Source organism: Phenylobacterium kunshanense (assembly GCF_003254525.1).
In the GTDB taxonomy this organism is placed as follows: Bacteria; Pseudomonadota; Alphaproteobacteria; order Caulobacterales; family Caulobacteraceae; genus Phenylobacterium; species Phenylobacterium kunshanense.
Genome location: NZ_QFYS01000002.1, coordinates 699,691 through 720,784, shown reverse-complemented (window position 1 = coordinate 720,784; position 21,094 = coordinate 699,691). Strand labels below are relative to the sequence as shown.

Genomic DNA, 21,094 nt, shown 5'->3' with positions numbered 1-21,094 from the left:
AAGGCCCGCGAGGAAGGTGAATCCGGGCCCCTCCACCCGGACCTACGGAGGTTGGCCTTCCGGGCTGACGCCAACGTCCGCGCCTCGTGCCGTGGACGGCTCTCTATCCCGCGCCAGCTCGGTCCCGAACCTCGCTTGTGCTGGAGCACAACCGCTTGCCGTCCATCTGCGCGCGGCTGGAAGTGCTTCAAGCCCTGAGCATATTCGCCGCCTGCGTGTAATTGTACGCCTCGTACAGCGTCCACATACCGCCCGCGATGAACACGACGCCGACAAGGATAAATAGGGTCATCAAGCCGAGCGCGATGAGTGTCGCGCCCATCAGATAGCCAACCGTTGTCGGGATGCTGTAGACGGCGCGTGTCTTGTCGTTGCGCAAGGCTAGCGCCTTGAACACGCCGTTCTTCTCGCGTCCGGCCAGCGTCACCTCATCGCCGTCGCGGAGATCCGGAACATCGGCCAGCTTGATTTGCGCCGAGCGTTCGCCCACGCGAAAGGCGATGACCTGTCCGGTCTTCACGGACCCGCCATTACGGCCGAACGTGCCGCGTGTTTCCGTCGAATGACGAATACCGCTGACGGCGCCGCTCAGTGTTGTCAGTCCCATATCAATCCCCTTTGCGGCTGGAAATAGCTGTGCCCTCGCGGCCTAGAGTCTCGGCGCTTGCGCCTGTGCGTCCGCCTTGCGTTTGGCTTCGGCCCTGATGCCGTTGACCCATGCGGTGGTGCGCGTGTCCGCCGCCCAAATCGCGCCCACGTCGAGCTGCGAAGCGCGGGCGACGATGACAGGGCCGTAGGTGCAGTGAACGTAGGACAAGACCTGCCCGCAGGTGGCGATATCCGCGGGCAGCGACCAGGATCAGCCCGTCACGTCGCTGATATCGTTGGCGCGCCAATCAGGCGGCATGCTCGATTGGACGCAGTAGCGCGCGCTGCGGTCCCAGCCGTGCTCGCTCTTGGCGGTGAAGGCCGTATCCCCCTTGAGGGTGTAGATGGATGTGCTGGTTTCCGACGGGGCGCTGCCCTGCAAATCCCCGCAGGCTTCGGTGACACGGTAAGTGTTCGGTCCCGTTTGCTCGATTTTCTTGAATTCGCAGAAGTCGCGCGCGCCACCAATGCCTTCACGACGCAGGAGCGTCGTGGTGGCGTTGGAGGCTTGGCCGCACGGGGTATCGCTATCGACGTAATAGCCGTGCTTGAGCGGCAGCCCCGCGACGGTGGCCACTTGCGCCTTGGCCGGAACGGCTTCCGGCGTGGCGGTCGCGGCAGCTTGGATTGCGGTGACGGTATTGGCTTTGACCTCAGTAATTTCAGCGGTGTTGCCGGTCTCCACGGCCACCACGGCCCCCGTGGCGGCGGTATTCTCCGCCGTCGCAGCTTTCTGGCCGCAGGCGGCAAGCCCCGCCGCGAGCAGCAACAGCACGATGAGAGGGCGGGTTTTGCTCATGACATCTCCGCGCGCAAAAGTCCTTTCGGTATGGTTAGGGCGCCACTGGCTGGCTTTCGTCCCCTAAAAAGGGGAGGAATCAGGCAGGGTAGGACGGCTGAGCGCCATCCCGCCGTACTGCTCAGGCAGGGCCAATTTCAGCTGGTGTAAGTTAAGTTTAGCTATCGGATGAATGAAGGGGCGTTTCACTGCCATGGCGCCACAAGAATTCTATGAGTTTTCACGAACATCGGGATTGATTGCCCATCTTTACGATGCGGCCATAGATGACGCCTTGTGGCCCGGCACCGCGAACCGCATCGCGGAAACCCTCGGCTCGACCAGCACCGTTCTCAAACTCCACGGCGAGGGCGCCCGCGTGAACCTACTGGAATGCACCGACAACCTGATGGTGTCCGAGCGGGAGCAGGCATGGGCCGACGACTGGCACCGCAAGGATCTATGGGTGGAGCGCAGCGTCGCCTACGGCATGGAACGAATAATAACCGACGAGGACTTGGTCACGCGCGAGGAACAGGCGCGCAGCGGCTTTTATCAGGAATGGCTCCGGCATCTGGATATTCATCACATGCTCGGGGCGGTGTTCCCCGCAGCTGATGGCGCTATCGGGGTGCTCGGCGTCCATCGTCCGTGTGAGGCCGGACCCTATAGCGTAGCGGAGCGGCAGCAGGTGGCGCTGGTTCTGCCGCACTTGCAGCAGGCGCTGCGTCTCGGGCAGCGCTTCGCAGCGGTATCCCAAGCCCATGCCGCGAGCTTGCAGGCGCTCGACAAACTGGACACCGGCGTTCTGATGGTGGACGGCACGGGCCGCGTCATTCAGGCGAGCAGCATGGCGGAGCGCCTGTTGCGCGAGAACGCGGAGATGGCCGTTGTTGGCGGACGGCTGGCGCTACGGACGCCCGCGCAGCACAACAAGCTGCTGTCTCTGGTACGCGGCGCGGTGGATACTGCCCGGGGCAGGATTGCCGAACCCGGCGTGACGCTCTCCATTCCGCGTCCGCACCGCATGCCGCTGGCGCTTGAGGTCGCCCCCTTGCGCGAAGCTGTATCGACCTTTGGAGCGCAGCGGCCTGCCGTTCTGGTCTTCATCCGCGACCCCGAAGCACCGATCTCCGTCGCGCGGCTTCGTGAACTCTTTGGTTTAACCCGCACCGAAGGCGTCGTTGCCGCCGCACTCGGGCAGGGAGCCTCGCTGGAGGAAATCGCGGCAACCATTGGCATCGGCCTTGCCACCGTGCGCAGCCATCTCAAACGCATCCTCGCCAAGACCAGTACCCATAGACAAGCGGAAGCGACGGCATTGCTGGCGCGCAGCGTTTCGACTGTTTCAGATCAATGAGCCTTTGGGCGCGTCCGGCCTTGCCGGGTTCCGACGTTGCGATGCTCGCGCGAAGCTGACGCGCCGCGATCCTCAACGAATATCTCGTTCCCGGTGCACAGCCGAGGACCGCTTGTGGCGCGTTGCCGACCCTTAGGTCGCCCCTATTCCTTCCTTGGAAGTGGAGTGATCAGTTCAGCCGGCGTGACGCCGAGGGCCTGAGCTATCTCGAACAAGGTGACGACCGTCGGGTTACGCCGCCCTTGCTCAAGACCACTGATGTACTGCTGGGTCAGCCCCGAGAGCTCCGACAACCGCTCCTGCGTCAGGCCACGAGCCTGACGGAAATGCAGCGCATTCCGCCCGACGAGCCGACGCATATCCATCCGGCGAACGTGGCCGGATACACACTTTGGTGTTTATCCACTATAGTATGTATTCGTCGTTGGCGGCCCTCGCCGACAGCCCGAGAGCATGTAGTTCGCATGACCGCGTATGATGCGTCTGCGTCGAGCGATACCCCCTCCTCCACGGAGCGTGCGTATCACCGCCACCGTAAATGGCTGCTGGATTTCCTGCGCAGGCGGTTTGGCAACCTCGTGAGCGAGGACGCGGCCCAGGAGGCGTTCGTGCGGACGCTGGCGAGCGGGGCCGTCGTGCGCAACCCGCGGGCCTTCCTGGCGAAGGTGGCGATCCGGGCGGCGCTGGAGGAGGTCCGGCGGCGGCCGGAGCCGGGGTTCGTGTATGAGCCGCCGGTGTCGGTGGAGGCGGACGCCGAGACCGCCGTGCTCCTGGAGCAGGTGCTCGTGGCCCTGCCAGAGCCGATCCGCGACGTGTTTGTCTTGAGCCGGTTCGGCGGTCTCTCTAATGTGGAGATCGCCCAACGCTGCAACCTGTCCGTGAAGCGGGTGGAAGCCCGGCTGACGGAGGCGCGGCGGAGGTGTGCGGCCCTGATGCAGGACTGAGGCGGCAGGCGTGGCCATGAGCGAGTCAACGGATCGCGCGACCGAGGCCTCCCAGTGGTTCACCGTCATGACCCGGGGCGACATCGATCCGGCGGACCTTGAGCGGTTCCGGGCCTGGCGGCGCGTGCCCGAGAACGCCGCCGCGTTCGATAAGGTCAAGCGCGGCTGGGAGGCGGCCGGCGGGTTGGCCGAGCGGCCCGCGATCGTGTCGATGACCGAGGCGGCGCTGGCCCGGTATCCCGCCAAGCCGACGGGGACCCGGCCAATGGGGCCGTCGCGGCGGTTCGTCCTGGCGCCGCTGGCGATCGGGGCGGCCAGCGTGGCGGTCGCGGGCGGCGCGCTTCTGGCCTGGCAGGCGCGCGAGCCGGTCTTCGCGACGGACGTCGGCGGCCAGCAGTTGCAGGTGCTGCCGGACGGCTCGCGGGTGCGTCTCAACACCGACACCATGGTGCGGATCGCCTTCCGGGGCGGCGAGCGCCGGGTCGTGCTGGAGCGCGGCCAGGCCTTCTTCGACGTGGCGCACGATGTGTCCCGGCCCTTCGTGGTCGAGGCCGACGGCGCGCGGGTGCGGGCGCTGGGCACCAAGTTCGACGTCCGCCACGACACCGCCGTGGTCAAGGTGACCCTCGTGCAGGGGCGCGTCGAGGTCCGCGCTGGGGATGGTCAGGAGGCCGTGCTGTCGCCCGGCGAGGCGATCGTCGCGGATCGGCGCGGGCTGTCGCGTGTGGCCGCCGTCGACGCGGGCGAGGTGGCGAGCTGGACCACCGGCCGGCTGACCTTCTCGGGCGTGCCGCTGCGCGACGCGGTGGCCGAGGTGAACCGCTATTCCGAACGCAAGGTGGTGCTGGACGCCCCTGAGTCCGTGGCCGGCGAGCTGGTGAGCGGCCAGTTCGTGGCCGGCGACGTCGAGAACTTCGTGGCCGGCGCGCGCTCGCTCTACGGGCTGAAGGTGACCGCCGAGACCCCTCGGGAGATCCGACTATCGCCCGGGTGACGAAATTTTTCTGACGGACCCGCGAGGGTTTTGCGGGTCAGAGCCCCTCTAGACCTGCAGACGAACCCCCGGGCGCCGAAGCAAGACCATCCTGGTCGCGCCAGACCCGCGGTCGTCGCGGGGGAAGCATGTTCGAAGCTTACGCGTACCAAGTCGCCCGTCGGTGGGCCTGGCTGGCCTCGGCGGCCTGCCTGATCGCGGGCGCCGCCCAGGCGCAGACCTACGCCGTGTCGCTGAAGGCCAAGGGGCTGGAGCCGGCGCTGATCGGCCTGGCGACCCAGACCCGGCAGCAGATCATGTTCTCCAAGAGCGTGGTCGCCGGGCGGCGCGCCCCGGCCGTGCAGGGCCAGATGACGGCGGAACAGGCCCTGGAGCGCCTCCTCGCCGGCACCGACCTGCGCGCCCGCCGCGTCAATGCCAGCCTAGTGGTGGTCGAGCGCGCGCCGCCGGAACAAGGGGACGCCGCGGGCGCGCGCCCTTTCGACGTCGCTGAGGGGCCGGTCGGGGATAATGGGGCCGGCGCGCCCGCCGAGCCGTCACCGGTCGGCCTTGTGTCCGCCCCCCCTGCGCCCGTCCCGTCGGAACCCACCCTGCTCGACGAGGTGCGGGTCACCGGCTCGCACATCCGCGGGACACGGAGCGCCTCGCCGCTGATGGTGATGGATCGGGACGACCTGGAGCGCTCAGGACACGCGACGGTGGCCGGGGCGCTGGCCGCCCTGCCGCAGGCCTTCGCGACGGGCGCCTCGGAGGGCACCCTCACCACGGGCTCGGACCGCATCGTGCGCAACGTGAACTATGGCGCGAGCGTCAACCTGCGGGGCCTCGGACCCGACGCCACCCTGATCCTGGTGAACGGCCGCCGCCTCTCCGGCTCCGGCTCCTTCGGGGACTTCGCCGACATCTCGTCCATTCCGTCGGCGGCGGTCGAGCGGGTGGAGCTGCTTCTGGACGGCGCCTCGGCGCTCTATGGCGCCGATGCCGTGGGCGGGGTCGTCAACACCATCCTGCGCAAGGACGTGGAGGGCGCCGAGACCCGCGCCTACGCCGGCGTGGGCACGGCCGGCGAGCCGGCCCAGGTGCAGCTGTCGCAGACCTTCGGGCGGCAGTGGACGGGCGGCGGCGTCTTCGTGGCGCTGGAGTACCAGAAGCGCAACGCGTTGCGCGCCGAGGACCGCGACTACACGGCCAGCGCCGACCTGCGCCCGCTCGGCGGCAGCGACTGGCGGGCGACCAACAGCTTTCCTGGCAATATCCTGGGGCCCGACCCCGTCACCGGCGCGCTGGTCCCGCGCTGGGCGATCCCGGCGGGCCAGGACGGCGTGGGTCTCAGCCCGTCCGACTTCATCGACGGCAGGTCGAACCTGCAGAACCAGCGGGCCGGCATCGACACCCTGCCCCGCCAGGTGCTGCAGTCGGTGTTCCTGACCGCCCACCAGGAGCTGGGTGGGATCGAGTTCACCGGGGACGTGCGCTACGCCTTCCGCAAGTACGCGGTGCGCACGGCGGGCAACGTCACGCGGCTGACCGTCAACCGCGCCAATCCGTTCTTCGTCTCGCCCGACGGCTCGGCGTCGCATTCGATCGCCTATTCGCTGCAGCCCGAGCTCGGCAACCCGCTCAACATCGGCTCGGCCGAGACCTGGGCCGCGTCGCTGGGGGCCAAGGCGCCGCTCTTCGGCGACTGGCTGGCGGACGGCTATCTCGGCTTCGGGCAGGAGATCAGCGAGTCCGACACCACCGGCGTGCTGCAAACCCTCTATCTGAGCGAGGCGCTGGGGACGACGCCCGACCGGCCGGAGACCGCCTTCAACGTCGCCCGCGACGGCTACTTCAACCCCTTCTCAGGGAGGCCCGGGGCCAACAGCGCCGCCGTCCTCGACTTCATCGGCTCGGGCTTCTCGAGCAGCCGCATCCGCATCCGCTCCTGGGTGGCGAGCGGCCAGGCCGACGGGACGCTCCTGCGCCTGCCCGGCGGCGCGGTGAAGCTGGCGCTGGGCGCCCAGGCCCGGCGCGAGACCCTGGTGCGCTCGGGCAGCAACTTCGCCTTCACCGCCGCGCCTTCGCCCCAGATCTCGGCCGATGTCGCCCGCGAGACCCTCTCGGCGTTCGGGGAGCTGCGCGTCCCGCTGGTCGGCGACGCCAACCGACGGCCGGGCGTGGAGGCGCTGGAGCTGTCGCTCGCCGGCCGCGTCGAGCGCTATGACGACGTGGGGACCACCGCCAACCCCAAGGTGGGCGTGCTGTGGCGTCCCACCGAGGACCTCACCGTGCGCGGGACCTACGGGCGCTCGTTCCGTGCGCCGGCGCTGCGCGAGGTGCACGATCCGAGCTCGGCCTCGTCGCTCCAGCTCAGCCAGGCCGACGGGGCACGCGTCCGGGTGCTGGTGCTCGGCGGCGGCAACGAGGACCTGGAGCCCGAGACCGCCAACGCCTGGACCTTCGGGGCGGACTATCGCCCGAGCGCGGTCCCGGGCCTGGCGCTCGGGTTCACGGCCTTCGACATCGCGTTCAGGAACCGTATCGACCGGCCGGTGCAGCAGAACGCCGCCGCCGCCCTGATCGACCCGACACTGTCGCCGTTCGTGCAGAACATTTCCCCGGCCACCAATGCGGCCGACCGCGCCCTGATCGTCGAACTGCTGGCGCGACCCGGGACGCTCGCCTCGGCCGCCGCCTTCCCGCCGGAGGCCTTCGCCGCGATCGTCGACAACCGATATGTGAACACCACAACCCTGCGGGTCCGCGGGGTCGACGTGACGGCCGGCTACCGGTTCTCGGTGGGCGGCGACGAGGTCGCGCTCGGCCTGAACGGCACCTACATGGTCGACTACAAGCAGCAGGTCACGCCCACCTCGGCGCCGCGCGAGCGGGTCGGCGTCGCCGGCTCCCCGGTCAAGCTGCGGGCCCGGGCGACGGTGGACTGGACCCATGACCGGCTGACCCTGGGCGCGGCCTTCAACTACGTCGACCGCTACCGCGACGTCGCAGGGACGCGGATCTCGGCCCAGCCGACCGTCGACCTGCAGGCGCGGCTGGCGGCGCCGGACCGCGGCTTCGCCCGCGGGGTGTCGGTCAGCCTCACCGTCCGCAACCTCTTCGACGAGGGCCCGCCCTTCTACGACAACCCGGTCGGCATCGGCTACGACCCCACCAACGCCGAACCGGTGGGGCGCTTCGCCGCCATCCAGATCACGCGCGCTTGGTGAGGTCGGGCCATGAAGCGTGCGTTGGGGCGCGCCCTCGCGGCGCTCGCCCTGCTGGCCGGCGCGCCCCACGCGCCGGCCAGCGCCCGGCCCTTCACCGTCGGGGACCTGCTGCAGCAGGAATCGTTCGGCGCCGTCGTCATCGACCCCGCGGGCCGCTGGGTGGTGTTCGAGCGCCGCGGTCCCTATGCGTCCGCGGCGCGGTTCGACGACGACCAGGGCAACCCGATCGGGACGAGCCGGCTCTTCATCGCCGAGCGCGGCGGCGCCGGACCCGCCCGGCCGCTGCTGCCCGAGGCCGCGGCGGGCCAGCTGATCGGGGCCCTGTCGCCCTCGGCCGCCCGGCTGGCGGTGTTCCAGATCCACGACGGCGACTGGCGCGTGGGCGTGGTGGAGCTGGCGACCCGAAGCGTCCGCTGGCTGGACCTGGCCGTCCCCAAGCCGCACCGCGGCCGCCTGCTGCAGTGGCGCTCGGACGAGGAGCTGCTGCTGGTCGACCGGGGCGGCGGACCGCTGACCACCAGCGACCGGATCGGCCGCGTCTCGGCGGAGCTCCTGCCGCGCCTGTGGGCGCAATCCGCCGCCGGGCGCGGTGCCCACACGGTCGTCGGCAGCGGCGCCTACCGCGACGTGCGGCCGCGCCCGGCGCCCGGACGCCTGCTCCGGATCGACGTCGAGACGGGGCGCGCCGTCGAGGTGGCGCGCGGCGAGATCGTCGACCTCGAACTCGCCCCCGGCGGCCGGCATGTGGCGTTCCGCACCCTGGGCGCGGACATCCAGTCCCGGCCCGGCCGGCAGATCCAGGGCGACTGGGGGGTCAGCCCGCAGGTGGAGCGCCTGCAGGTCGCCAACCTCGAGACCGGCCAGGTCGCCACCCCGTGCGCGGCGTGCGACGTGCTGCCCAGCCTGATGGCCTGGTCGCCGCGCGGGACCGGCCTGCTCTTCTTCGCGCGGGAGGGCGACACGCCCTGGAGCGCCGGACGCCTGCGGCGCTACGACGTGCGCCCGGGGCGGATGAGCGTCCTGGACGACGCCGGCGCGACGCCGACCGTGCTGGGTCGCCCGGAGATCGTGCGCGCCGACTGGATGGGGGAGGTCCCGATCTTCCTGGGCCGGGCGAGCACGCCCGGCGCCGGCCGCGCGGACTGGTACAGCTGGGACGGCGCGCGGGCCGTGAAGCTGACGGGGGCCCTGCCGGCGGCGGCGGCCACCTTGGTCACCCTCGGTCCGCAGGGCTTCAGCATCGTGGTCGACGGCCAGCTCTGGTCCGTCACGGCGACCGGACGGGCGCGGCGCCTCGGGGCGGCGAGGTCGGCCGTGGCGGCGCCGCCGCCGAAGACCCGGGACCGGCGGCCGCTGGCGACGGCGCGGGCGCTCGGCTCGGTCGTCGCCGCCGACGATCCGGGGCGCCGGCTCGTGCGGATCGGGCCGGACGGGCGCCGCGCGGGCCTGGCGTTGCCGGCCGACGGCGTCGTCGAGGCGGTGGGGCCGGACGCCCTGGGCGCCGTCGTCCGCTTCGACCGGCAGGGCCACGAGGCGCGGCTCGAGTGGCGCGGGGGAGAGGGCGCCGGCCGGGTCCTGGCCGAGATCAACGGCCGGCTCGCCGACACCGATCCGCTGGACGTGCGGGCGATCCGCCACACGGGCCCGGACGGCCAGCCGCTCACGAGCTGGCTCTACCTACCGCCGCGGCGCGACGGCCCGCCGCCGCCCCTCGTGGTGAAGGTCTACTCCGGCGACACCTACCGGGTCCCGCCGCCGTTCAAGCCGCCGGTGCTGGGCCTGCAGGGCGACACCCGCGTGCTCGTGGGCCAGGGCTATGCCGTGCTGGCGCCCAGCCTGCCCCGGCCACGGCCGGCGCCGGGCGCGGGCGAGGAGCCTGCCCTCGGCCTGGCCGACCGCATCCTGGCGATCGTCGACCAGGCGGCGGCCGATCCGGCCCTGGCCGGCGCCTTCGACCCCGAGCGCCTGGCGCTCTGGGGCCACAGCTATGGCGGCTACACGGTAATGGCGACCCTCACCCAGACCGACAGGTTCCGCGCCGCGGTGGCGGTCGGCGGCTACGCCGACCTGGTCGCCAAATGGTCCTCGTTGCCGGTCCCGCACCGGCCGCGGCCGGACGAGGGGGTGCGCAGCAACTATGTCACCGGCGGCATGGAGTCCGGCCAGGGCCGCATGGGCGTCCCGCCCTGGGCGGACCCCGCCCGCTACGCCCGCAACAGTCCGCTCCTGCAGGCGGACGCCATCACCACCCCGCTGCTCCTGGCGCACGGCGACCAGGACGGCGCGGTTCCGCTCACCCAGTCCGAGGCCATGTTCTCGGCCCTCTACCGGCAAAACAAGGACGCCCTGCTGGTGACCTACTGGGGCGAGGGCCACTACATCTCCAGCCCCGGCAACGTGCGCGATCTCTATGCGCGGGTGCGCGAGTTCCTCGACGCGCACCTGGCGCTTCCGACTACCGCCGCCGAGGGGCCCGCGGAGAGTCCGGCGCCCGGCCCTGCCAGTAGCGCACCCACGCCTCCACCGGGGCGGCGTTGAGGACGTCGTTGGGCCGCCCGCCGTGGATCAGGTGGGCCGGATCGAACGCCCGCTCGAGCGCGGCGCGGTCGAGGAGCCCGGCGTCGGCCAGGCAGCCGTCGCGCAGGTAGGGGAGCAGGGTCTCGCGGCTCGCGGCGACCAGGCGCGAGAAGTAGGCGGTGAGGCTGCCCTTCGACCGGCGCCGGCGCACGACGTCCGGCAGGCGGGCCGCCAGCGCCGCGCGGGCGAAGGGGCGGTCCTGGACCCCCGCCGCCAGGGTCGCTACGGGAATCGAGAGGCAGAGCTCCAGGATCGGCTGGGCCGCAAGTGGGAAGACCAGCGCCCCCCGGCGGCGGCGGCGGCAGTCGCCGCGCACGACGTGGGTGTTGGCGAGGGCGCAGATCTGCAGCTGTCGCGCGAGCGGCAGGTCCCGGGCCGCCGCTTCCCAGGGGTGGACGGCGTGGGCGGCGAGGTCGCGCAGCGCGGGCGGCATGAGCGAGGCGGCCGTCTTCGGCAGGCCCGCCCCGCGCCGAAGTCCGGCCCGCGCCTCGCGGTAGACGGACCACACCGGTTTGTGCAGCCGGCGCGCGGTGTCGACGAGGACCCGCGATCCCAGGGCCGCGGGCTCCCGGCGGCGGACCTCTTCGCTGGCCACCCAGGCGGTCGGCATCTGGTAGAAGACCGCGTCCCCGCCCTGGCCCGACACGATCGCCCCGGCCTGGCAGGCGTCGAGACGACGGGCCATGTCGCGGTCGCGCGCGGCGTCGGCGCCGTTGAGGCCCGGCCAGAAGCTGGGGACCAGTTCGGCGAAGTCCTCGGGCGTCAGGGGCGCCGGCGGTTTGCGCACGACGGTGAGCGCGGCGCCCAGGCGGTCAGTGACGGCGCGCGCATAGGCCCGCTCGTCGCCCTCCGGCCGGTCGTCCACCCGATGGACCCACTGCGCGACCCGCCCCGCCGCGCCGCCCGCGGCCAGGGCCCCGGCCACGATCGAGGAATCCAGCCCGCCGGAGAGATCGACGAGGAGCCGTGCGTACGGGGCGACGGCCGCGGCGACGCAGGCGTCGATCCGGGCCAGCAGCTCGCCCGCCGCGGCCGCGTCGTTCAGGGCCGCCGGCGCGCAGAAGCGGGCAGGATCCCACGCGAGGCGGCCGCGATCCTCGCCGTGCACGGGGGAGAGGCCGCCCGGCGGGACGATCCGCACATCGTCGAGCAGCGAGACGGCGGTCGCGCCCGCGGGCGCGACTAGGGTGAGGGCGATCGCATCCCAATCGAGGGCCAGGCGGGGCGGCCGCAGCCACCCGGGCGCCGCCGTCAGGTCCGAGGCCACCACCCCCACGCCTTCGCGGGTGGTCCATCGGCAGCACTCCAGTTCGCCGGAGGGATCGCGCAGCACCCACGGCGGCGTCGCCTCCTCCCCCAGGATCGCCACGTACCGGCCCCAGTGCGCCCGCAGGAGCGCCTGAGCCGCGGCGTCCGGGTCCCGCGCGGCGGTGTCACCGCCCGCCAGGGGCGACAGGCCGGACGGCGCGCCCGGCATCGGATGCAGGTGGCCGAGGACGACGCCCGCCTCGCCCGGCAGGGGCGTGACGTCCAGGCCTTCGCCGCGCGTCCAGATGGCCAGCCGGGCCGACGCCATGCGCTGGCGCCAGCCAGGCTCGTGCGCCAGCCCCGCCGTCGCCTCGGCGAAGGGCCCGGCGCCGTCTTCGCCGGGTCCGCGGACGAGGACGATGTAATGCGCCGGGGCCGGCATCAGATCACCAGGATGGGGGTGAGCGGGACGAGCGTCTCGAGGTCGTCGTCCAGCACCACCTCGCCGCGCTGCAGCCAGCAGTGGGCGCGGAACGGCCAGGTGCGCACGCCGAAGACCCAGCGGGCGTCGTGGCCGTGACGGCGCAGCAGCCGCAGCAGCATGAACGAACGCAGCAGGCACTTGCCCGGCGCGGGCGCGAAGGGCGCCCACCGGTGAAAGCTTTCGACGGTCTCCAGCAAGGCGGGGCCCGGCGGCGTGTCGGCCGCCGCCGTGGCCCCGTCGCGCGCCGTGGCGACGAGCTGCGCCAGAGGCCGCCGCCAGTAGGCCTGCGCCAGGTCGGCCATCGCTCGCGCCCCCGCCAGCCCGTCACGCCAGCGAGGCGGCGCAAACGGGCCGCACATGGCGCTCGTCGTGGCCGTCGTTAGGGACGGCGGAGGCGGCCGGTCGGGAGATCCGTCGGCGGCGAGGCCGGCGCGGCGGAGCTCTTCGGCGAATCCCGGATCCGCCACGCCGACCACGCGCCGGGCGGCGTCCAGGCGCAGGAGAGCGGCCGCCTGCGGCACGCAGACGTAGCGGTCGCGGGCGACGTCGAGGAACACCGCGTCCTCGTCGATGGCCACGCCGTGGACGTGCGGGGCAAGGCGGCAGGGTGGATGAGAGGGGCGCATGGCGAGGGCCGGCGCCGGGGGATCCCGGCGCCGGCGTCGGCTCAGCTGTAGAGGATGAAGGGATCGTCCTCGAGCTCGTCCTCGCCCACGGGGGCGTTGGTGAGGGCGCGCGCGCTGCCGAAGCAGATCAGGCGCGAGGTCGGCAGATGAAGCTTGGACATCGCAGTCCCCTTTCGAGTGAACGGTCGCCGGGATTGGCGATCGCGACCACGACACGCCTCTGGGACTCTATACTCAAACTATATCGGGATATATTTAGATATATTCTCAGATGCCGCTGGCGCGCGTCGGCCGGACGAGGTCCGCCAGGCGTTCGACGAGGGCGGCGCGGCGCCGGTGGAAGGCCTGGATCGCCGTCGGCCGGGCCCGGTGACGGGCGGGGTCGGCGAGGCGCAGCAGGCCCTCCGCTTCCTGCGCGAGATCGTCGATGAGGTCGACCTCGCGCCGACGCACCGGCGCCAGGCGCACCGCCACCGTGCGGTAGGCCTCGATCGTCACGCGGCTGCCGGATTCGACAGCCCAGGCCAGGAACAGGCGCTCCACACAGCGGATCGGATCGTCGTCCGTCATAAGCTCCGAAAGGCGCAGGTCGCGGTGCGATGAGCGCGTCGCCCCCTGTGACATCAGCAGGAGTTGCTCGCTCAGTCGGTAGAGCGCCGCGATGTCGGCGGCCGAGAGTTCCGGGACGAAGAAGCCGTCGCCGCGGCGTTCCTCGAGCACGCCCTCACCCGCCAGCCGCGAGAGCGCCTCGCGCACGGGCGTCGGGCTCAACCGCAGGGCCTCGGCGATCTCCTTGGCGGTGATTCGGGTCCCGGGCGCGAGGTCGCCCTCGCGCAGGCGACGCCTCAGGTCGACCAGCGCCTGCCGGAAGGGCTCCCGTCGCTCCGCCATCGGACTGCTCCGCACCCGCCTGCGAGACCGGCCAGTCAACGCCCTGCCACCCAGGCTGGCAAGGGCGATATATTCATCACAGACAGTTGTTTCGAGACAAAATTCGGCAAGAACGTCCGGACGGCGACCAGATCGCCGCATCGCGGAAGTATTTCTGCCGACGAAGACCGATGTGGACTGGCGGCGCGCTTAGTGCCGGTTCAGGGCCGGCTTCGGGCCCCATCGGCGCAGGAGGTCCGCCCGCAAGTCCTCCACCTCGGCGTCCAGGGCGGCCAGGGTCGCGGCGTCGGCGGTCCGGGCCTCGCAGATCAGGCGCAGGCAGCGGTCGACGATGGCGCAGGCTTCGGGATTGCCTCGGACCCGCAGGCGGAGGTCGACGAAATAGAGCAGCGCCTGGTCGAGCGATGTCGTCATGGCCCTCTGTGGAACGGCGTTGGAGGGGCTGCAAGCGGCGGCGGGTGCGGAGGAAGGGCCGGCCAGGGGCGAAGAGACCCTGGAGGAGGCTGCCATGACCTCGAAGATCCGATCGGGCGGCACGCTCGCCGCCCTCGTCTGCGCGTACGGCGGCGACCTCTACGCCGGCGGGCGACGCGCGCTGGTGCCCGCGCCGGGACATAGCCCGCAGGATCGCTCCGTGTCGCTGCTGCTGCAGGACGGCCGGGTGATCGCCCACGGTTTCGGCGGCGCGGACTGGCGCGAGGTGCTCGACGACCTGCGCGACCGCGGCTGGATCGATGGCGAGAACCGCCTCCTGGAGGGCGGGGTGCCCCTGCCCGAGGGGGGCTTCCGCGCAGCGGCTCCGACCCGCGCCGAGCGCACCCCCGCGGCTGTGCGGCTCTGGCGCGAGGGCGGGCCGATCCGGGCCGGATCGCCGGCCGCGCTCTATGCGGCGGCCCGTGGCGTGGACCTGGCGCTCGCCGATGGCGACGCCCTGCGGGCGCACGCCGCGGCGCCGGCCTTCGCCTATGCGGACCGCGGTCCGCGCCGACCGGCCCTGCTGGCGGCGGTGTGCGATCCCACGGGCGCGCTCACCGCGGTGGAGATCACCTACCTCGACGGGCTCGGGCGGCGCCGCGCCGCGGGGCGGCTGTCGCGCAAGACCATCGGCGCCGTGCCGGCGGGGAGCGCCGTGCGGCTGGCCGGCCCGGGCCCGGCGATGCTGGTGGGCGAAGGCGTGTTCACGACGCTCTCGGCCATGCGGCGGTTCGCGGTCCCCGGCTGGGCGCTGCTCTCGACCGGGAACCTGCGGCGCTGGCGACCGCCGCCCGGGGTGCGTCACGTGCTGATCGCCGGCGACCGCGGAGCGGATGGGGAGCGCTCTGCGGCCGTCCTGCAGGCGGCGCTCTCGGAGACTGGGGTGTTCGCCGAGGTCGCGCTGCCGCCGGCGGGCTACGGCGACTGGAACGACCTCGACCAGGAGAAGGCGGAGGAAGGGCGGACAGGGGCGCCCGGATCCTGAGGGAATGGTCCTTCTGGGCCGGGTGGGAACCGACCCATGTCCAAGTTCAATCGTTCCAAGATGCGGCTCGTGGCCCCGAGCGTGGAGCCGGCCACGCCGGACCGCACGCCGGTCGCCTATGCGCTGCGCGATCTCGCCGTGGCGCCGGAGAACCTCCGCTTCGCCGAGCCGGCGGACGACGGGATCGGCGAGCTCGCCGAGACCATCTTCGCCGCCGGCGTCCTGCAGCCCCTAACGGTGCGCCCGGGTCGCGGCGAGGAACGCGCCGGCATGGTGCTCGACGGCCGCCGCCGGCTGCTGGCGCTGGGCGTGCTCTGCGAGGCCGGCCGGATCGCCGACGACTATCCGGTGAGCTGCTTCGTCGAGACCGACGTCGCCCGCCAGGCGGCGGCCGTGGTGCTCACCAACACGGCTGTACCCGTGCATCTGGCGGACGTGATCGTGGCCATCGGCAAGATGCTGAAGGCCAGGCTCACCATCCCGGCCATCTCCGGCGCGCTGGGCTACGGCGAGATCGAGGTCCGCCGCCTCGCGGCCCTCTCGGAACTGCATCCGAAGGCGCTCGAGGCCCTGAAGGCGGGCCGCTGCTCGCTGCGGCAGGCCAAGCTGCTCGCCCGGCTCCCGGACCGGGACGCGCAGGGCGAGATCGCCGAGGCCGCCCTGAACGGCTTCGGCTTCCAGGAGTGGCGGGTCGCCGAGCGGCTGGACGCGGGCCAGGTGACCATCCACGACCGGCGCTTCGCCTTCGTGGGGCCCGAGCGCTACGCCGCCGCGGGCGGCCGGCTCGAGAGCGACCTCTTCGGTGAGCGGGCGGACGTCGTGCTGGATCCCGACCGCCTGCAGGCGGCCTGGACCGCACGCGCCGAGGCGATCGCCCGGGGGCTGGCCGACGGCCGCGGCTGGCAGGTCCATGTCACCGTCGATGAGTTCGACGTCGAGGACGAGGGGCTCGAGCCCTTCGGCGACGGCTACGGCATGGAGCTGGAGGGCGAGGAGCGGGAGGCTTGGCGGACGGCGGCCGCGGCGGCCCGGGCGGCGCGCGATGCGCTCGCCGCGCGCGACCTCGTCGAGGCGGACTGCGACGCCGACATCGCCGCCTACCTCGCCGCCCGGCTGGCGGAGGACCAGGCCGAGGCGCCCACGCGAGAGGTGCGCCTCGTGGCGGTCTTCGCCGATGCGACCACCGGGCTCGACGTCCGCGCCTGGGGCCCGCCCGCCCCCGTCGTGGAGACGGACGAGGAACAGCCCGCGCCGACGGACGATGATGAGGATGCGGACGGTCCGCCCCGGCCCGCGCCGCGCCTGTTCGCGGTCACGGCCGCGCCGGTCGCGGTGGCGCCGGTCGTCGAGGTGGAGGGCGTGAACCACGGCCTGCACGAGCTGCGCACGGACGTCGCCACCCGCGCCCTCATCCGGGCGCTGGCGGACGACCCCGTCGCCTCCCTGGTGGCGGTCGTGGCGCGGCTGTTCTGCGTCCTGGTGCTGCACCAGGGCGTCGGCCGGGGCGGCGCAGGCGCGCTCAGCCTCGCGGCCGAAGCCTACAGCCGCGCGCGGACGCCGGCGATCCCGGAGCTGGACGGGGAGGTGCGCCGCAGGCTGGCCGACCGGCGGGAAGCGTGGGTCGCCTCGGGCCTCTCGCCCATCGCCTGGGTGGCGGCCCTGGACGCCGAGACGCGGATGGCGCTGCTCGCGGAACTCGCGGCCCTGAGCCTCGACCTTCGGGAAGAGCGGACGACCAGCGTGCGCCGCGGGGCGCGGGCCGAGGCGGTGGAGATCGCCGCCCTCTGCCACGCCGACGTGACGCGGCACTGGACGCCGGACGCGATGTTCCTGGCCGCCCATCCGAAGGCCAAGCTGCTCGCCATGCTGGCCGAGATGGGCGCCGAGGCGCCGCTGGCCGCCGGCGCGCGCAAGGACGAGCTCGTGGCCCTGGTGGCCGAGCGGGCCGCCGAACGCCGCTGGGCTCCGGCCTACCTCAGCTGGGCCGCCGAACCGCCGCAGGCCGGCGACGATGACGAGCCGCCGCCGGACGCGCCGGACGGATCGCCTGACGCCGAGGCGGCGGGCCAGCCCGAGGTCGAGCCTTCGGCTTCGGACGACGCCGCGCCGCGCGCGGCCTGAGCGCGCGCCGGGGCCGGACGCCCTTCGCGAGCATCGAGGGTTCCGCGCCTGTGACGCGGGCGCGCCTCGGTGCGGGCACGTCTGGAGCACGTCCCGCCGCCATCGGCGGCGGCTCCCACCGCGGTCCGGCCTTCGGCCGACGGCGTCGTTGCGGTCGCTCCGGGACGGCGCCGTCCCCCTGGGGTTCAGCCGAGGTCCGGCAGATCGGCGTCGGGGGCGACGGCGGCGACGATGTCGGCGTGTTCGGCCTCGCGGGCGGCGCGGGCCACGTTGAGCCGCACGAACAGGCGGGCGCCGCGGTTCTCGCGCAGCACGGCCTCCACCTCCGGCCGCGCCCGGTGAAGGCTGCGGGCGGCCGCACAGAGCAGGAAGCGGCGCCGCGGCGGCGCGCCCACCACGGCGACGAGATTTCCGGCGGTGACCGGCAGCTCCTCGAGGCTGGCGCGGCGGTAACGGTACTGGGCGCCCGAGGCGCCGGGAATGTCGATGAAGTCCATGGAGGCCCCAGCCTAGCGTCCGCGCCGCGGGCGCGCCACGGCGGCAGGCGGCCAAGCGCTGAATTGGCGCAAGGGGCGGGAGGCGAAGGAAGGGCGGGTGGCGGGCGAGCCGAACGGGCTCGTCGAAGGAGCATCGCCATGCCGCGCAGCACCTCATGGACCGACGACCGCATCGAGATTCTGACCCAACTCTGGCGGGACGGGCGCAGCGCCTCGGCCATCGCCCGCGAACTGGGCGGCGTCACCCGCAACGCCGTCATCGGCAAGGTCCACCGCCTGGGCCTCAGCGGGCGGGCCACGCCCGCGCGGCCGGGAACCCGCCGCCCACGCGCGCCGAAGGCCGAGCGTCCCGCCGCCAGATCGCGCCGCATGCCGGTTGCGAAGCCCTGGCCGGTCGTGGTCGAGCCTGTCCCGCTGGCGGGGACGTCCGACGTCGCCTCGATCGGGCCGCACATGTGCCGCTGGCCGATCGGGGACCCCAGGGCCGACAGCTTCGCCCTGTGCGGCCGCGCGGCCGTCCGCGGCGCCTACTGCGCGCCGCATGGGGCGATCGCCTATCGGCCCACCGCCCCCGACCACCTGCTGCGGCTCGCCGGGCTCCGCTGAGCCCATTCCCCCACCGTCATTCGAAGGAGGCCGCCATGCCTCGCGATTGCACGCGACCCGACCTCTACGCGCGCGTCACCCAGGCCATCGTCGCCGACCTGGAGGCGGGCGTCCGGCCCTGGACCAAGCCATGGACCTCGCCCGCCGCCGGCGGCCAGGTGTGCCGGCCGCTGCGCGCCTGCGGCCAACCCTACAGCGGCGTCAATGTCCTGCTGCTCTGGTCCGAGGCCCTGGCGCGCGGCTTCTCGGCCGCGACGTGGATGACCTTCCGCCAGGCGCTGGCGCTGGGCGGCCAGGTCCGCCGGGGCGAACACGGCGCGACCGTGGTCTACGCCAATCGCATCCGCCGCACCGAACGGCGCTCCGACGGCGGCGAGGTGGAGCGGTCGGTCCCGTTCCTGAAGGCCTACACGGTCTTCAACGTGGAGCAGATCGACGGCCTGCCGCCGGAGTACCGGCCAAAGCCCGCGGCGCCCGTGGCGCCGGAGCGGCGCATCGCGCACGCCCATCGCTTCTTCGAGGCGACCGGCGCGTGCATCCGCTACGGAGGCGACGAGGCCTACTATGCGCCCGGCCGGGACCACATCCAGATGCCGGCGGACTCGAGCTTCCCCGACATCGTCGACTTCTACGCCACCCTGGGCCACGAGTGCGTCCACTGGACCCGCCATCCGACGCGGCTCGCGCGGGACTTCGGGCGCAAGCGCTGGGGCGACGCCGGCTATGCGTGCGAGGAGCTCGTCGCCGAACTCGGCGCGGCTTTCCTCTGCGCGGACCTCGGCCTGGACCTGCGACCTCGCCGCGACCACGCCGACTACATCGCCGACTGGCTGGCGGTGCTGAAGAACGACAAGCGGCTGATCTTCTCGGCCGCCGCCCACGCGCAGAAGGCCTGCGACTTCCTGCACGGCCTGCAGCCCGCCGCGGGGGCGGACGAGGGCGGATGAGGCTTGCCCTCTGCCGACTGGCGATCACATTGAAAGGCCGCGCCGCATCCTGCGGCGCGGCCTTCGTCCTCGCGCATTCCATGGCCGAGAACCCCGAGCTGCAGGCCGTCCTGGATCGGCTGCGCCGCGTCGTCGATGATGGCGAGGCGGCGGTCGCAGGGTTCGCCGGCGTGATCCTGCAGGCCTACGCCGATCGGATCAGACCCGAGCAGGCGTTGTTGCTGGAGCGCTGGATGACCTGCGTCGCCGCTGCAGCCGAAGAGCTGGGCCAGGACGCCGATCAGCAAGCGATCCTGAGGCGCGCACGTGAGATCGAGGCGCAGCTGAGCTGAGGGGCGTGCCCCCGCCAAGGCCGGGCCGGGCTCTTCTCACCTGCGGCTCCCGGAGCCCCGTTCCGGGTCTCCGCCCATTCGGGTGCCGATCCCGCACGCGGACCGTGGCGCCTCTGAGAAATGGCGGGGCGGCTGAAGCTCAGCACCCGGCGCGACGCGCGCCGGACGGCGCGCCCGCCTCTGCGGGCGGGCGCAGCACCCCCACACAACGACCTCTCACCCTGTCACGTCACCCCGGGCGTCAACGGCCTCCGGCCGTTCCCCTCCGCTTCGCGAGAGGCGCTCCGCTCCGGTGACCCCCAGGGACCCCGACGTGGCCAGGGCGGAGGTCGTTGCGCGTGGGCGCACCGGCGTTTCCCTCATCACGGAGTCGTCCGATGACCTTCTCCCTTCACGCCTTCTCCTCTTCCGACACCGCTTTCGACGTCCAGGCCGCGGCCCTGGAAGATCCCCGTCCGCATCCGACGGAAGAGGCCCTCGTCCAGCTGGGCCACGCCATCATGACCGAGCTCGTCGACCTCGTCGGCGGCACCGCCCTGGAGGACGTCCAGGCGATCCTCTGCGAAGGCCTGATCGGCGCCTTCCATTCGGTGGCCGGACGGATCGAGCGGGAGGCCGAGCGCGGTCGCGACCGCATGCGCTGGCTCGAGCGTGACTTCGACGGGTCGGAGGTGGCCGACACCGAGCTGCAGGAAGCCACCCGGGCGACGCGATCGTTGGACGTGGCGCAGGCGGCGGCCGAGCTGGTCCGGGACGCAGCGTCCGAGGCCTACACGACCATGACCGGCGAGGTCTGGACCGCGTGGCGCGGCAGCCGGCGCGGCACGTTCCTCACTGCGGCCCAGCTGGAGGCCAAGACGGCGATCCGCGCGCTTGAGCGGCGCAAGTCCGGCGAGGCGGAAATCACCGGTCCCGTGGTGGCCTTCCGCGCGGCCCCGATGGCAGACACCGCCGAGGATGCACAGCGGATCTTCGATGCGCTGAACTGGGCTCAGAGCCAATGGCCGGACATGGTGCTCGCCACTACCGGAGCCAAGGGCGCGGAGAAGGTCGCCATCCGCTGGGCGCAGCAGAAGAAGGTGACGCTGGTGCTCGCCCGCGCCGACTTCGATCGGTTCCAGAAGGCGGCGCCGTTCCGCGCCAATGACGACCTGCTCGCGCTGGAGCCCGCCTGCTGCCTGACGCTGGCGCAGTCGCTCGACGAAGGCCGACGGGCCCAGTCGCATCCGTTCGGGCCGGCGGTCAACCTGGCGCAGCAGGCCGGAGCCCGCGGGCTCCGGCACATGGCGATCCGGGCCAGGACGGCCTGATCGTCTGATCCAGACCCACCTCCACCCGCTCGGCTCCGGCCGGGCGGGTTTCTTGTTTCGGCC

At 72.7% G+C, this 21,094-nt stretch carries 19 protein-coding genes; 11 read left to right on the top strand and 8 right to left on the bottom strand.

Annotated features, from left to right (window positions below; translation table 11 throughout):
* Window positions 1–187: 187 nt before the first annotated feature.
* On the bottom strand, window positions 188–607 hold the full coding sequence (locus DJ019_RS07885) for a hypothetical protein (protein WP_111275417.1): 420 nt from the start codon (window positions 605–607) through the stop codon (window positions 188–190).
* A 252-nt stretch (window positions 608–859) separates the two neighbouring features.
* Complete coding sequence (locus tag DJ019_RS07880; protein WP_111275416.1) at window positions 860–1,447, bottom strand: hypothetical protein; 588 nt, start codon at window positions 1,445–1,447, stop codon at window positions 860–862.
* Window positions 1,448–1,640: 193 nt separating this feature from the next.
* Between DJ019_RS07880 and DJ019_RS07875 the strand changes: the two genes are divergently transcribed.
* Window positions 1,641–2,786, top strand: a complete 1,146-nt coding sequence (locus DJ019_RS07875) for a helix-turn-helix transcriptional regulator (protein ID WP_111275526.1) — start codon at window positions 1,641–1,643, stop codon at window positions 2,784–2,786.
* A gap of 143 nt (window positions 2,787–2,929) precedes the next feature.
* Here DJ019_RS07875 and DJ019_RS07870 read toward each other — a convergent pair whose 3' ends face one another.
* Window positions 2,930–3,145, bottom strand: a complete 216-nt coding sequence (locus tag DJ019_RS07870) for a helix-turn-helix domain-containing protein (protein WP_240606398.1) — start codon at window positions 3,143–3,145, stop codon at window positions 2,930–2,932.
* On the opposite strand from DJ019_RS07870, the gene DJ019_RS07865 reads away from it, so the two are divergent.
* The 4 genes from DJ019_RS07865 (at window position 3,113) to DJ019_RS07850 (ending at window position 10,471) form a co-directional block, all read left to right on the top strand.
* On the top strand, window positions 3,113–3,730 hold the full coding sequence (locus tag DJ019_RS07865; protein WP_111275414.1) for an RNA polymerase sigma factor: 618 nt from the start codon (window positions 3,113–3,115) through the stop codon (window positions 3,728–3,730). The two genes, DJ019_RS07870 and DJ019_RS07865, sit on opposite strands and share 33 nt — an antisense overlap.
* 16 nt (window positions 3,731–3,746) lie before the next feature.
* Window positions 3,747–4,724 (top strand): FecR family protein, encoded by a 978-nt coding sequence (locus DJ019_RS07860; protein WP_111275413.1) that lies wholly within the window; start codon window positions 3,747–3,749, stop codon window positions 4,722–4,724.
* A gap of 128 nt (window positions 4,725–4,852) precedes the next feature.
* On the top strand, window positions 4,853–7,933 hold the full coding sequence (locus tag DJ019_RS07855) for a TonB-dependent receptor (protein WP_111275412.1): 3,081 nt from the start codon (window positions 4,853–4,855) through the stop codon (window positions 7,931–7,933).
* 9 nt (window positions 7,934–7,942) lie between these two features.
* The gene (locus DJ019_RS07850) at window positions 7,943–10,471 is read left to right on the top strand and encodes an alpha/beta hydrolase family protein (RefSeq protein ID WP_111275411.1); all 2,529 of its coding nucleotides are present in this window, start codon (window positions 7,943–7,945) and stop codon (window positions 10,469–10,471) included.
* Here DJ019_RS07850 and DJ019_RS07845 read toward each other — a convergent pair.
* The 4 genes from DJ019_RS07845 to DJ019_RS07830 all read right to left on the bottom strand — a co-directional run bounded on the left by DJ019_RS07845 (window position 10,389) and on the right by DJ019_RS07830 (window position 14,173).
* Window positions 10,389–12,200: an asparagine synthase-related protein gene (locus DJ019_RS07845; protein ID WP_111275410.1), complete on the bottom strand. Its 1,812-nt coding sequence runs from the start codon at window positions 12,198–12,200 to the stop codon at window positions 10,389–10,391. The genes DJ019_RS07850 and DJ019_RS07845 overlap by 83 nt on opposite strands.
* Window positions 12,200–12,868, bottom strand: coding sequence for a lasso peptide biosynthesis B2 protein (locus DJ019_RS07840; protein WP_111275409.1), 669 nt, complete (start codon window positions 12,866–12,868; stop codon window positions 12,200–12,202). The genes DJ019_RS07845 and DJ019_RS07840 overlap by 1 nt, the downstream gene beginning before the upstream one ends.
* A gap of 267 nt (window positions 12,869–13,135) precedes the next feature.
* On the bottom strand, window positions 13,136–13,759 hold the full coding sequence (locus DJ019_RS07835) for a GntR family transcriptional regulator (RefSeq protein ID WP_165843926.1): 624 nt from the start codon (window positions 13,757–13,759) through the stop codon (window positions 13,136–13,138).
* Window positions 13,760–13,948: 189 nt separating this feature from the next.
* Window positions 13,949–14,173 carry a hypothetical protein gene (locus tag DJ019_RS07830; protein ID WP_111275407.1) on the bottom strand — a complete coding sequence of 75 codons (225 nt, stop codon included), beginning with the start codon at window positions 14,171–14,173 and terminating at the stop codon, window positions 13,949–13,951.
* A 94-nt stretch (window positions 14,174–14,267) separates the two neighbouring features.
* Here DJ019_RS07830 and DJ019_RS07825 point away from each other — a divergent pair, with 94 nt between their 5' ends.
* Window positions 14,268–15,218: a DUF7146 domain-containing protein gene (locus DJ019_RS07825; RefSeq protein WP_111275525.1), complete on the top strand. Its 951-nt coding sequence runs from the start codon at window positions 14,268–14,270 to the stop codon at window positions 15,216–15,218.
* Between the two features lie 36 nt (window positions 15,219–15,254).
* Window positions 15,255–17,339: a ParB/RepB/Spo0J family partition protein gene (locus tag DJ019_RS21525; RefSeq protein WP_111275406.1), complete on the top strand. Its 2,085-nt coding sequence runs from the start codon at window positions 15,255–15,257 to the stop codon at window positions 17,337–17,339.
* 185 nt (window positions 17,340–17,524) lie between these two features.
* Here DJ019_RS21525 and DJ019_RS07815 read toward each other — a convergent pair whose 3' ends face one another.
* On the bottom strand, window positions 17,525–17,836 hold the full coding sequence (locus tag DJ019_RS07815) for a hypothetical protein (protein ID WP_111275405.1): 312 nt from the start codon (window positions 17,834–17,836) through the stop codon (window positions 17,525–17,527).
* Window positions 17,837–17,974: 138 nt separating this feature from the next.
* Between DJ019_RS07815 and DJ019_RS07810 the strand changes: the two genes are divergently transcribed.
* The 4 genes from DJ019_RS07810 (at window position 17,975) to DJ019_RS07795 (ending at window position 21,031) form a co-directional block, all read left to right on the top strand.
* Window positions 17,975–18,442, top strand: a complete 468-nt coding sequence (locus tag DJ019_RS07810; RefSeq protein ID WP_111275404.1) for a GcrA family cell cycle regulator — start codon at window positions 17,975–17,977, stop codon at window positions 18,440–18,442.
* 35 nt (window positions 18,443–18,477) lie between these two features.
* Window positions 18,478–19,389: an ArdC family protein gene (locus DJ019_RS07805; RefSeq protein ID WP_111275403.1), complete on the top strand. Its 912-nt coding sequence runs from the start codon at window positions 18,478–18,480 to the stop codon at window positions 19,387–19,389.
* Window positions 19,386–19,721, top strand: coding sequence for a hypothetical protein (locus DJ019_RS07800; RefSeq protein ID WP_133255262.1), 336 nt, complete (start codon window positions 19,386–19,388; stop codon window positions 19,719–19,721). The genes DJ019_RS07805 and DJ019_RS07800 overlap by 4 nt, the downstream gene beginning before the upstream one ends.
* Window positions 19,722–20,098: 377 nt before the next feature.
* A complete protein-coding gene (locus tag DJ019_RS07795; protein ID WP_111275401.1) occupies window positions 20,099–21,031 on the top strand; it encodes a DUF2493 domain-containing protein in 933 nt (310 codons plus the stop codon).
* The last annotated feature ends 63 nt before the right edge of the window (window positions 21,032–21,094 follow it).